The organism is uncultured Sutterella sp. (genome assembly GCF_937923675.1).
GTDB lineage: Bacteria > Pseudomonadota > Gammaproteobacteria > Burkholderiales > Burkholderiaceae_F > Sutterella.
The window spans coordinates 14090-26514 of the sequence record NZ_CALDXB010000077.1; the positions used below are offsets into that span (position 1 = coordinate 14090).

Annotated in this window: 14 protein-coding genes; all 14 read left to right on the forward strand. The window is 57.3% G+C overall.

Translation table 11 applies throughout. From position 1 onward, the window contains the following. Nucleotides 1-2025, forward strand: a complete 2025-nt coding sequence (locus tag Q0106_RS08405; RefSeq protein WP_297611522.1) for a hypothetical protein — start codon at nucleotides 1-3, stop codon at nucleotides 2023-2025. 12 nt (nucleotides 2026-2037) lie between these two features. Then, nucleotides 2038-3123, forward strand: a complete 1086-nt coding sequence (locus tag Q0106_RS08410) for a hypothetical protein (RefSeq protein WP_297611525.1) — start codon at nucleotides 2038-2040, stop codon at nucleotides 3121-3123. Between the two features lie 249 nt (nucleotides 3124-3372). Further along, the gene (locus Q0106_RS08415; RefSeq protein WP_297611528.1) at nucleotides 3373-4416 is read left to right on the forward strand and encodes a phage major capsid protein; all 1044 of its coding nucleotides are present in this window, start codon (nucleotides 3373-3375) and stop codon (nucleotides 4414-4416) included. 86 nt (nucleotides 4417-4502) lie between these two features. Then, a complete protein-coding gene (locus Q0106_RS08420) occupies nucleotides 4503-4823 on the forward strand; it encodes a hypothetical protein (RefSeq protein WP_288343903.1) in 321 nt (106 codons plus the stop codon). Nucleotides 4824-4825: 2 nt separating this feature from the next. Then, complete coding sequence (locus tag Q0106_RS08425) at nucleotides 4826-6763, forward strand: hypothetical protein (RefSeq protein WP_297611532.1); 1938 nt, start codon at nucleotides 4826-4828, stop codon at nucleotides 6761-6763. 18 nt (nucleotides 6764-6781) lie between these two features. Next, the gene (locus Q0106_RS08430; RefSeq protein WP_297611535.1) at nucleotides 6782-7555 is read left to right on the forward strand and encodes a hypothetical protein; all 774 of its coding nucleotides are present in this window, start codon (nucleotides 6782-6784) and stop codon (nucleotides 7553-7555) included. Then, on the forward strand, nucleotides 7552-8025 hold the full coding sequence (locus tag Q0106_RS08435) for a hypothetical protein (protein WP_297611538.1): 474 nt from the start codon (nucleotides 7552-7554) through the stop codon (nucleotides 8023-8025). The genes Q0106_RS08430 and Q0106_RS08435 overlap by 4 nt, the downstream gene beginning before the upstream one ends. Before the next feature lie 77 nt (nucleotides 8026-8102). After that, on the forward strand, nucleotides 8103-8246 hold the full coding sequence (locus Q0106_RS08440) for a hypothetical protein (protein WP_297611541.1): 144 nt from the start codon (nucleotides 8103-8105) through the stop codon (nucleotides 8244-8246). Between the two features lie 17 nt (nucleotides 8247-8263). Then, on the forward strand, nucleotides 8264-8512 hold the full coding sequence (locus Q0106_RS08445; RefSeq protein WP_288343895.1) for a hypothetical protein: 249 nt from the start codon (nucleotides 8264-8266) through the stop codon (nucleotides 8510-8512). Beyond that, the gene (locus tag Q0106_RS08450; protein WP_297611545.1) at nucleotides 8505-9779 is read left to right on the forward strand and encodes a hypothetical protein; all 1275 of its coding nucleotides are present in this window, start codon (nucleotides 8505-8507) and stop codon (nucleotides 9777-9779) included. The genes Q0106_RS08445 and Q0106_RS08450 overlap by 8 nt, the downstream gene beginning before the upstream one ends. Before the next feature lie 41 nt (nucleotides 9780-9820). Next, the gene (locus tag Q0106_RS08455) at nucleotides 9821-10354 is read left to right on the forward strand and encodes a four helix bundle protein (protein ID WP_288343891.1); all 534 of its coding nucleotides are present in this window, start codon (nucleotides 9821-9823) and stop codon (nucleotides 10352-10354) included. 6 nt (nucleotides 10355-10360) lie between these two features. Next, the gene (locus Q0106_RS08460; RefSeq protein WP_288343889.1) at nucleotides 10361-10534 is read left to right on the forward strand and encodes a hypothetical protein; all 174 of its coding nucleotides are present in this window, start codon (nucleotides 10361-10363) and stop codon (nucleotides 10532-10534) included. A 21-nt stretch (nucleotides 10535-10555) separates the two neighbouring features. Beyond that, entirely contained in the window at nucleotides 10556-11665 is a 1110-nt protein-coding gene (locus Q0106_RS08465; RefSeq protein WP_297611549.1) for a reverse transcriptase/maturase family protein, read from the forward strand. Between the two features lie 70 nt (nucleotides 11666-11735). Beyond that, nucleotides 11736-12425, forward strand: coding sequence for a hypothetical protein (locus Q0106_RS08470; RefSeq protein WP_297611552.1), 690 nt, complete (start codon nucleotides 11736-11738; stop codon nucleotides 12423-12425).

The window sequence follows — 12425 nt, forward strand, 5'->3', positions numbered from 1 at the left end:
ATGGAAGAAGACCTCATTGCCGCTCAGCCTGGGACAGTGCCGGATATGCAGACGCCGGACTCCATCCTCATCATTGAGCCGGAAAAAATCCAAGACGCTCCCCAAGAGCCCGATAAGCTTGCCCGCCAGTGGCAGAAGCGCATTGACGCCGCCAAGAAGCACTGGAAGTGGTTTTATGACCGCTGCCGGTACAACCGCAAGCTGACGGCCAACTTCAATACGGAGAAAAAGGCTGATGATCCGGACTTCATGCCGTTTCGCATCAACCTCATCGAGTCCACGATCCGCGGCATCATGCCGAATCTCTACGCCCGTAATCCGGAAATTTCCATCCGGTGCCGGCGCCGTGCTGATGAGGCCAATGCCGAACTCACAAAGTTCTGTGACACGCTGCAGGAAGTGCTTAACGCTTACCTCGAACGGGCGGAACTTAAAGCCCGCGGCAAGAGCGTTGTACGCGCGGCCCTCACGAACTCCTACGGCGTGCTGAAGGTGAGCTTTCAGCGGGACCTTTCCACGGATACGATCATACGGAACCGCCTGCAGGACGCCCAGGACAACCTGGCCCGCATTGACGGCCTGGCTTCTGAGCTGGCTGACGATGATCTGCAGGGGCATGAACAACTCGAAGCCAAGCGCCAGGAGCTTCTGGAGACAATCTCCGGCTATCAGCAGGACCCGGAGCCGCAGACGATTACCGGCCTTGTGATCGACCGGGTGCCGACTGATCAGCTCATCATCGATCCGATGATCTGCGATTTCTCGGACTACCCGCAGGCCGACTGGATGTGCCAGTGTGTGCCGATGAGCCGGGAGTACGTTGAGGACACGTACAAGATCAAGGTTGACGGCGCTGCCGTTTACACCGAATCGGCAGGAGAAGCGCTCGACCGAAAAGAACTCGCGCCGACGGGCTCGGCCACGGACAATGTCAGGCCGGACGATCAGGTGATGGTTTTTGAAATTTGGGACCGGCGCAGCCAGCGCGTCTACACGATGTGCGACGGCTGCCAGTACTTCCTGCGTGAACCGGACTCGCCACAGAAGGTGGGGAGCCGGTGGTTCCCGTTCTTCCTGCTGCCGTTCGATCAGGTTGTCGATACGTTTGTTGCGCCTTCGCTTGTAGACCTGATGGAAGGCCTGCAGGAGGAGCACAACAAGACCCGTGACACCCAGATGCTGCATAAGGACTTCTGTAAGCCCGGCTACATTGCCAGCGCAGACGTTGATGAAAAGAGCATCACGCGGTTTGCTCAGGCAGAGCTCGGCGAGATCACGATCCTCAAAAACACCGAAGGGCAGGACCTGCGCTCGCTGATTCAGCCGAAGCAGTATCCTCCGCTCGACCAAGCGCTTTACGACACTACGGCTATCCGCCAGGATATTGAGCAAGTGACCGGCATGCAGGATGCCATGCGGTCCACGGTTGTGCAGCCGAAGACCGCTACAGAAGCGCAGATCATGCAGCAGGGACTGTCCGGCCGTGTGGCCGCGTTTCGTGATGCCGTTGAGGATTTCCTGCAGGAAGTGGCCTTTTATTCGGCTCAAGTGCTTTTGCAGGAGCTTGACGTCAAGGACGTCGAGGACATCATGGGCAAGGCTCAGCCTGACTTCGATCCCGTGACGCTGCAGATTGTTCCGGTGGAGCAGCCGTTTGTGTGGTATCAGCTCTCGGCCACAGAACTCTCCCGCCTTATCCGTCTCAAGATTGAGGCCGGCTCCACGGGAGCACCAAACAAGTTGCAGGAGCAGGAGAACTGGGGGAAGGTGGTGCCGACCATCATGCAGGCCGTGCAGGCCCTGTATCAGCTCGGTTCACAAGGGCTTGATACGACGCCCTTTGAAACCGTTATTTCTGAGACATGTCGACGATTTGATGAGCGCATCGACCCGAAGGCGTTTATCCCCGACCTACAGCCGCAGCTTGCTCAGCAGGCTGCATTACAGCAGGCGGCCGCCCAAGCGCAGGAGCAAGGGGCAGCACAGCCGGCCGCGGCTCAACCGAGTTTGATTCAACCAACCTAAAGAGGGAAAACCATGGAAACTGACGACAAGAATCTGCCTGCAACGGAAGAGGATCAGGAGCCCGATACGGCGCCGGCCTCTGAGGCAGAAGAGAATCCGTCCGGGCAGGATGCGCCCGAAAAGGGTGCGCAGGAACCTGCAGATGATGCCGGTGCGCACATTGCCGAGGCCATGAAGAAGATCGGCGTTGAGACTGAAGGCGAGGACGAGCCAAAGAAGGAAGAAAAGCCGCAGCCGCAGAACGACGGGGCTGACAAGCCCGCAGCCGCGGCACAGCCGGCTGCTGAGCCGGAAACTCAGGCGGCGCCTCAGAACCCGGCCGCAAAACTCTCGCCCGAGCAGGAAGAGGCTGAGCTCATCCGGGCGATCCCGTCCGATCGCGGCCGTACCCGCATCAGCCAGCTCTTGAGCCAGGGCCGCCAGGCGCGCTCAAGCCTTGCTGCCGTACAGCGTCTCGTCTCTGATTCCGGACTTGACCAGGAGTCTCTTACCTCGCTTCTGACGATCGCCAAAAACGTCAGCAGCAAAGACCCGCAGGCGCTCGAGGAAGGGCTCAGACAGCTCGAGGCCGTACGCGCCAACCTGTACCGGCAGGTGGGGCGTGAAGCGCCGGGCGTTGACCTTGTAGCCCGTTACTCAGATCTGCAGAAGCGCGTCACCGAGATGGGGATGCGCCGCGAGGACGCCTTAGAGATCGCCAAGGCCCGGCAGATCGAAGAGCAACGCAAGGCCTACGCTCAGCAAGAGGCGCGGATGCAGCAGGAGCGGGCGGCTTTTGAGGGGAAGATTCAACGCTTTCAGCAGCAGACCGTTGCGGCTTTTCAGGCCCGTCAGAACGATCCGCAGTTTGAGGCCAAAATCGAGATCCTTAAGGGGCATTTCACGCCTGAGAAAATCCAGGAGTTCGTGCGCTCGATCCCGCCTGAGCAGTGGATGGATTCGATTCTCTACCTGTACGACAACGCCAATCCTGTTGTCCGTAAGCCCAATAACTTCATCGCCGGACGGCCGTCCCGTAATGCCGGCGTGAAGGCCGGTGTGACGGCTCCCGGCACTCCCGATGGCATTGCGGCCCGTATTGCCCAGATGGGCCTTTAAAGAAATCTTGCCATTTCACTTGAAATGTGTTGTTAAATGTGCAGTGCGCGGCGGAGGACCGTTGCGCCTGCACTAAATTTATCGCTGTCAGTAAGGGGTCGCGTCTTACAGCACCGACGCAGCATCAGGAAAAATCCGCAGCAGCGGGGGTCGCGTCCGCAGCCTGGTGTTACGTGAACAAGTCTCGTGGTGGTGTGCTCGGGAGTGCGTGTGGTTTTTGTTTATCCATAACGCTTAGGAAAAGACACCATGCCTATTTCTTCTGACGATCTTGCGGCATTGTCCCGCACATCTTTGGACGACTACCTGAAGAACACGCCTGTTGATCAGGTCACTCAGGATCAGCCCTTCATCAACCGCCTTCTGCAGGGTAAGAAGCCCTTCGGCGGTGCCAAGCAGTACATCAAGGAAAACATCCGGAAGTCTCACGATTCCAACTTCAAGTGGGCGTACGGCGAGGAAAAGATCACGTTCAAGAAGCGTGATACCGTCGAACAGACCGAGTTCCCCTGGCGTCGTTGCGTGGACTCCATCTACCGCTCCGACGACGAACTTTTCTCCAACGGTATCCGCGTTGTGCGCGGTGACAGTGGGAAGGTGCGCCTGGAAAAGAACGAAAAGGTCCAGCTCATCGATCAGCTCAACGAGGATCAACTCACGCTGCGCACGGGCTTTTTCGAGCAGCTCAACCTGCACTGCCTGCGCGACGGCACTTCAAGCCCGGACGCGATTGTCGGTCTGGACGGCATCGTCACTCTCACCCCGACCACCGGCACTCTTGGCAACATCGACCGCGCCACGGCAAAGTACTGGCGCAATACGGCCGTCACGGCCATTGCCCCGGCAGGCCTCGTTGACAAGATGGAATACGCCTGGCGTCAGTGCGTGCGCTACGCCGGCGGTCAGGCCCCGGACTTCATCCTCGCGGGCGCCGACTTCATTGATGCTTACCGCAAGTGTCTGACGCTCACCCAAAACGTTGACGCCGGCCGCGTGAAGCGCCTCGACGCCTCCACCGGCGAAGGTAATAAGACCGGGCTCTTCTTCAAGGGCAAGGAAATCATCTGGGATCCGACTTTCGATGTGTTGGACGATTTGGATAAGCCGGAAACCAAGTGGGCCAAGCGCTGTTACTTCCTCAACATGCGCAACATCTCCTGGCGTGAAGACGGTTACGACATCTTCTCTCCGGACGCTCCGCACGACACGCTGTGCCTCTATACGGCCGTGTCTATGCGCTGCGTGCTGAGCTGCAACCGCGCCAACTCTCACGCGGTTTTGGCCCTGGCCTGATGCACTGACGTAACGGGCGCGCCGATTCTCTCCCTCGCGGCGCGCCCGCAGTGCTTTCCCATTCTCTTTCTGTAAGGAACATTCACATGCTTATCAAGACCGTCCGCATTCTCTGCGTCCGCGATTCCAAGACAAAGATTTCCGCCACTGTGGCAGAACACGAACTCCCGATCCTCAAGCTCATCCACGGTGAAGGCAACGTCATTGAGCAGCCGGACGTCGCTACTCGTCCCTGTGAGATTGAGCCCGAAGACGAGGCAGACCGCCTTAGCCAAAAGTACGGCCAGGAAGCGCTTTTCGCCGCTTACGGCCGGCTCGCTGGGCAGAGCCTCAAAAACGCCCTTGCGGCAGCAGAAGTCAAGACAAAGGCAGCAGAACCCAAGAAGGCGGCTAAGACGGGGGCGTAACTATGGCTCAGCCCAGTGCTTACAAACGGCAGCACGATTTCACTAAGGATGAACAGGGCGAGATTTCGACCGGTGAGCTCAACAGTGAACTGGACGGGGCGTCCACTTCAATTAACGAAATCCGCAGAAACCTGGCACTGCTCCAAAAGGATGACGGCAGCCTAAAAAACAAGCTCGTTGGGATGGAGAACCTGACGGACGATGTCGTTGATGAGTTCCGGAAGGCGACGGAGGATTCGGCAAAACAGGCAGCAACCTCTGCCAGTAACGCCGCAACTTCTGCCCAGAGCGCAGCCGGCTCCGAAGAGGCGGCCGCAGGTTCTGCTGAAGCGGCGAAAAAGGATGCTGAGGCGGCAGCGGCAAATGCACTCCAGACATCGAACGACCGTTCGGCCGTGAACCGAATGCTCGAAGATATGCGCCCGGCCATCAACAATGCCGATGACATCGTTATTGTGGCCCGCAATATCAACGGGGTCATTACGGTGGCGGGCGTGGTTGACTCGGTTAACGCTGTAGCGGCCATCAGCGAGGCCGTTGTTGAAGTCCACGAGAACTCGGCCAACATCAAGACTGTGGCGGCCTCCGATACACAAGTTCGTACGGTGTCGCAGAGCATTGCTGACGTCCGGACTGTTGCCGGGGATCTTGAAAGTTCAGCTCCGACCGGCGCCTCGATTTCTTACGGTTCCATTACCGATCCGCTGCAGGAAAGTCAGCAGACTACCGGCGGCACGATCAAGGTAGTGGCCGACAACATCGAATCGGTCCGAAGCGCCAAGGGTAATGCCGATGCGGCTAAGGAGGCGCGGAACGGTGCCGACGAGTCTGCGCGTGAGGCTGCTTCGGCCAGGGATCTGGCAAGGCGCTGGGCTCTTGAGCAAACAACGCCGGTCGAAGGCGGTGCGTATGGCGCTCGCTATTACGCGGAAGCGGCAGACGGTTCGGCTAATGCTGCCGGTGCATCTGCTACAAAAGCGGCTTCTTCTGAGAAGGCGGCCGGGGAATCTAAGTCAGCGGCACAAGTCTCGGCTCTGGATGCGGCTGCGTCCCAAGATGCGGCAGCACGCAGTGCGTCAGCCGCGAATGCTTCGGAAGCATCGGCGGTATCTGCCGCGGGCGATGCCGAGGCCTCGGCCGAAGACGCTGAGCAGTCAGCTACAGCGGCAGAAGAATCCCGTAAGGCTGCAGAGACTGCCAAGACAGAGGCTGAAACATCCGCTTCCAACGTAGATTCATCAGCGCAGAAAGCGGCTGAAAGCGCGCGCCATGCGGCCGGATCGGAAAGCAAAGCGGCCGATTCTCAGAAAGCTGCGGCTGCTTCGCAAAAGGCAGCGGAAACGGCGGCGACTCGTGCAGAAACTGCCAAGGCCGGGGCGGATAAAAGCGCTGAAAGTGCGGCTTCTTCTGCAACAAGCGCAGCGGGATCGGCGCAAGCGGCAGCAACGGCAGGAAGCGCGGCGGCCGGCGCCGCTTCTGCGGCTCAGACGGCTCAGGGTGCGGCAGAGTCCGCAAAGACCGCGGCAGAGACCGCTGCCGGAAAGGCGGGCACATCAGAGACGGCTGCGGCCGAGAGTGCGCGCCATGCGGCAGAATCGGCCAAACAGGCGTCCGCGGGGCAGATTCAGGCCGACTGGAACGAAAAGGACAATACCTCCAAGGCTTTCATTAAGAACAAGCCCGAGGCATTCACACCCTCCAAGCACTCCCACGCAATTGCCGATGTGGAAGGCCTGGGAGAGAAGATCAAAGAGCTCGAAGACAATGCGGCGGGGGCGGACTCCGTCATGCTCGCGCAGCAGGTTGTCGGCTTCTACAACGGGCTTACCGGGAGTGAGCTGGACTACCGCGAGTATGTCGATGCGCCTCCCTCTGAACTGCTTGACTCGCTTTACAGCTTTGGCGCCGGCTATCAGGCAGCGGCCGCTCCGGCTACATAACTTTTCAGGAGATGCCACATGGCAGCACAAATTGATATGGAAACAGTCGGCCGCGATATTCAGACGCGGTTGACGAACGTAGAAAAAGGTAAGGCTGACAGCTCAAAACTTGGGACGCTTGCCGCGCTTAATGAAGTCAATGCGGGACAGCTCGCTCCTCAGATTGCCCTTGGTGCAGTTAATGCCGCTGAGGGCAGCACCCATCGTCAGGTGGGGCAGGCCACAGCTCCAAATGATGAAGCGTTTGCCGGTTACAGGGGCGTAATTGGCCAAATTGTCTTCAACCGCGGCACCAAGGCACTTCATGTTCTTGACGGTACGGAAGGCTCTCTGGGCACGATCTTTCTAGACAGGGATGCGTGTGACAAGCGTTACTTGGGCCTAAAAACAACGGCTGAGGCAGCAAAGAAGGTGCCGTGGACCGGCGTACAGGGGCGTCCTGATCCTGTTGTTAAGGCGGGGAGCCGAGGAGCCCTTGCTGGCTACTCAACATCCGCAGCACTGACGGGGGCTCAGACCGTTGCGAAAGACTCGTCCGACACGATTGCCCTGAAAACGTCCGGAGCGGTAACGCTCACATTTACAGCGGCAACGGCTGCCGAGGCCTGCACCAAGGTGATTGACCTGACCGCCACTGCGGCGACGACATTGACAGTGGCCGGCGCCTCCTGGGCGAACGGCGATGAGGCCCCGACCTGGGGAACCGCCGGCAAACATCTGACGATTGAGGCCCACTTCATCGGCGGCCGCGTCGATCTCTATGTGCTTAACAACAATGAGGAGCAGGCATGAGTACGCATTACATCTACGAGGGAAAAGAGTACGCCACGCTGGCCGAGGTACGCCGGGCCGTCAACAAGAGTTTTCCGAAGAACCCGGACACGGCCATGCTCCTTTTGCTCAACATTAAAACTGTTGAGCGCCCGGATCCGGTGCCGCAGGAACCAACCGAAGAAGAGAAGGCGGCCGCAGCGCTTGAGCAGGCTAAACAGGAAAGAGCTTCTACGGTTGAAAAAATAAAAGTGACGATCGACGGGATGGTTTTTGACGGTGATGAAGTCTCGCAGGGGCGCATGGCACGAACGGTGGCGGCTGCTGTTGCCAAGGGCGTTGATCTCAAAACGACGAAGCGCTTGTGGGTGCTCGCCAACGACACTCCTGCGGAAGTAACGATTGATCAGCTTTCCCGGGCGCTTGAGGCGGCTGGAGACGCCCAAAGCGCCGTGTGGGCGAAGCCTTACGAAGCACAAGCTAAGGCCTGACAAAAGAAAACCGCCTGCAGCGGCCGGCTTCAGGCGGTTGGATATGACATCTAACAAGTCACAAAGGAATTGTATCAATGACTGTAGAAGAAAATGCTATGGAACTCCGTGAAAAGCAGGCCTTTTGGGCCGGTGTTGTGCGCGGCGTCATTGGATCGGCAGTGTTCTTTGCCGGGCTGGTGACGCTTATTTATTACGTTGTACGTTGTTCAGATTGTTAACGTGATGAAGTGAAACTATGTGGCCGTACCTTAAAAATATCCTTATCGCGATTGATCAGCTCATAAATACCGCTTTCCGCGGGCAGCCCGATGAGACGCTTTCGAGCCGCGCCTGGAGGCACTATGCCGACGGCACACGAAAGTGGCCGAAGGTCTTGATCGACACGATTCTCTTCTTCGACAAGAACCATTGCGAAGAGAGCTTTAAAAGTGAACTTGAGCGGCGTCAGTTGCCGCCTTCCATGAGGGAGAAGCAGGATGTTTAACGAACGATTGCTCATGGCGGCGGCCGCACGCCGCAGCCGCAACAAGAACTCAACGATTGGCGTGCCCGGCGAGCTCGGCTTCGGTGTCGGCGCCTTTCCGGGGCCCGCGTCCAAACTTGCGGCCATGGGGCTGCACGAGGCCGAGGCGGGGTTCAGTGATCCGACGAGCGAGCACTACTGCGAGTATGTGCACACCAACGGCTCGGTTATGGTTTTTATCCCGGCTTTCGCTATTCGTATCGGTAACGCGGCCGCTCCGCTTTACTCGAAGTACGGAGCCGACACCATCGAGATCGGTGAGACAAAACTGGCCGGCAAGGACGGCTGGGCCATTCCCCGCGGGTTTTATGACGGCGGCGAGGAACATCCGGGGTTCTTTATTGATAAGTACCTCAACAGCAAAGACGCTGCGAAGAAACAGGCAATTTCGGTAAAGAATGGTGATCCGATTGCTTTATCAACTTCGTATAACAAGTCGAGTGAGCTGCCGAACTGCGTTGGCCAGATTCTTGACGCAATTGAATTGAGCCGCGCCCGAGGCGAGCACTATTCCCTCGTGTCCTGCTATCAGTGGGCCGTGATTTCGCTTATCACGCAGGCTCACGCCCAGGCGGCAGCGGGTACCGAGGCTTGTGCCTGGTACGACGCTTCCGGACAAAAGAACTATCCAAAGGGGAACAACAATAACGGCAGTGACGTCGACGACAATACGATCACATTTACTGCAGCGGGATCAGGCTCTTATACGTATGTCAGAAAAACTGGTTCTGCTGTTCCTTTGGCCAAAACGACTCACAATGGCCAGGTGAGCGGTATTTGCGACGTCAACGGTAATATGTGGCAGCCGGTGTTGGGATGGCATAATCCGACATCAGGGCTCTTTAAAACGGCAAAACTGTCCGTGAAGATGCATGACTTCACAAAAGACAACCGCAACGATAATTCGCTGTTTGATGGCTATACCGTTACTGGAATCACAAACGCTAGCTGGAGTTACTGGAAGTCCCCGGCGTTGTATGCCACTGATGACACCAAGTTTCCCCTTTGTGGTGTCATACCGAAAACACCGACAACTAGTAATACTGGCACGGAAGGTTTTGGTAAGGATGGATTCTATCCGTACGCCGCATCAGACCGCGTTTTGCTCGTTGCCGGCTACTGCTACAGTGGGACCAATGCCGGCTCCTGGTACCGCTACGGCTACTACGCTTGGACCGACGACTACAACGACGCGTCGTTCCGGGCGGCGGCCTATGCGTCGTTATAGTGTCGTAGGGAGCGGGAGCGACCGGAGATACGGAGTTTGATATGGAAAAAGTCGTCGGGGCGGACAAAGGCGCAGAGGTGCCGGTCATTGAACCGAATAAGAGCGGCGAGGTGTCCGCAGCGAAGAAAGAAGATTTCTACACCAAGATGCAGAACAAGATGATTGATCTGCGAAAGCAGAGCAACATCTATCTCAACCATGCGCCGAAGAGCGAGAAGTACGGCTTATGTCAGCGCATCCGGAATCTTGAGGATGAAATCTTCGGCCTGCTGATCGAGGCGCGCAAGCGTTACTGGAACAAAACCTCGCTCACGAAACTGGACGTGGCCCATGAGCAGCTTCGCGGGTACTGGCGGCTTTTCTACGAACTCGGCTACTTCGACTACCGCCGCGGCGAGAAGGAGCCGGTGACGGTTTCCGAAGACGGCGTGCGGCGCTTTAAGGTAATCAACTTTATGATCAATGAAATTGGGCCGATGATTAACGGCCTCATCGAGGCCGAAAAGAGAAAGGCGAAGGTAGCAAAGGAACAGACGGCCGTAAAGGAACAAGCACAGGAGAAAGCTGATGTGTAAACTCCCGTGTGGGCTGTCATTAATTGGTTAAGCGTTTTGCTCGTTGCCGGCAACTACAACAATGGAACCAATGCCGGCTCCTGGTACCGCAACGGCAACAACAATTGGAACAACGACAACAACAACGCGTCGTTCCGGGCGGCGGCTAAGCTTCTGAACAACCCTTGCATTCTGCTTTAAGGAAAAGATGGGAGCATAGCGATGACTAGTCCGTCCTCTCCGGAGGAAAACTTTGCAGGCAGCGCGACGGTTAAATCTTCGCGCTGCCGCTTCCAGCTTTGCCTTGAAGAGATCGTTACGCTTTCGGGGCTGATTGAGGCTTATGCCAATGCCAGCCGCGGGAAGCACGAACGCCTCGGCGTTTACCGCTATGCCGATGATCTCGGCGAAAACCTCACAATCCTGCGTGACCGTATCCTGTCGGGCGAATACAAGCCGCAGCCCTGTCATGAGTTCGACATCTACTGCGCGGCCGGCCAAAAGGTACGGCGCATAGCCGCTCCCGCTTTTGAAGACACAATCGTCCAGCATCTTCTTTACGAGGCTCTGTACGACTCTTTTGACCGCGGCTTTATCTTCGATTCGTACGGTTGCCGACGCGGTAAGGGGACACATCGTGCGGCCGACCGTGTGCAGGAATTCATGCGCCGGGCTGATACCGGCGCTTACACACTGCAGATTGACATCCGCAAGTATTACTACCGGATCAATCATGCCGTGCTTCGCGAGTCAATCGAGCGCACAGTTGCTGATCCTCGGATCGTTGATCTTGTCATGCTGTTTGCCGGAGACGGCGAAGTCGGCCTCAACGTAGGAAGCCTGCTGAGTCAGCTGTTTGGGATGATCTATCTTGACCGTTTTGACCACTACGTCAAGCGCATTCTTAAGATCAAGAGCTATGTCCGTTATGTGGACGACATGGTTTTCGTCGTTCGTGACAAGGCAGAGGCCAACAGAATTCTGGCCGAGGTGCAGGCGTTTCTCGCCGACAGGCTTTGTCTTGAGCTTTCGAAGTGGCGTATTCAGCCTTTGAGCAAGGGCGTCAACTTTGCCGGCTTCCGCACCTGGCAGAACTATCGCCTTATTCGTAAACGCAGCCTTCACAACTTTGGCCGAAAGCTTACAAAGAAGGATATCGACTCGGTGAGCGCTATTTTGGCTCATGCCATGCGTACGTCTTCCTACAGGCACCTGCTCGGGCGCGTTCTGGATAAATGGGGCCCGGAGGAGATACGGCAGTTGTGTGACCGCCAGAGAGCGGACTTGCGAAAAATCCTCTTCCCGCAGGACGAAGCGCCTGTTTTTCCCTGAAGTATAGAAATCTTGCCACGGCCGTCTCAATGCGCCGTAAGTTTCCTGCATCGATTACGGAGCGGGAAACATGGCACAGCCTCAAAAGTACGAACGCAGAAAGGATTTTGCGGAGAATGCGTCAGATCAGGTTGATCTGCAGAGCATCAACGAAGAACTTGATCGGGTGGCGGAGTCCGTTAATGCCGTTATCGCCAACGTGGGCGAGTTGCAGAAAGACGACGGGTCCCTTGCCAACGGCATCGTTAACTATGACAACCTGTCTGCTGAAGCGAAAAAGCAACTCGCGCCGATTCCCGGGAAGGACGGCACGCCCGGCAAGGACGGAGCCCCTGGAAAGGACGGAAAGGACGGGGACGTTGGCCCGTCGTTTCAGGCGGACGCCCGAGGGAACGTTGCTGAGCGCAGTTCTTACGACTCCCGTCCCAAGGGGTTTTGCTTTTTGGCTATCGACACCGGGGAGCTCTTTTTCAAGCTGTCAGATGACGTCTCTGACTGGTCTCAGGCTTATTCGTTTGCCAAGGGTGAGAAGGGCGATAAAGGTGATCCCGGGCAGCGAGGGGAACAAGGCGTCCCCGGCGTAGGCATCAAGGGGGATCCTGGTGATCCGGGCCCCCAGGGGGAACCGGGCAAGGATGGCATCGTCACATCCGTCTCGACAGCCTTTACGACTATTTCAATCGTCGGCAAGCGAACGGTTAAGGCCCGTCCGGTTTTAAAGGACGGAGTCCTTTCTATTGAGCTCGACGTGGAGGCGTGA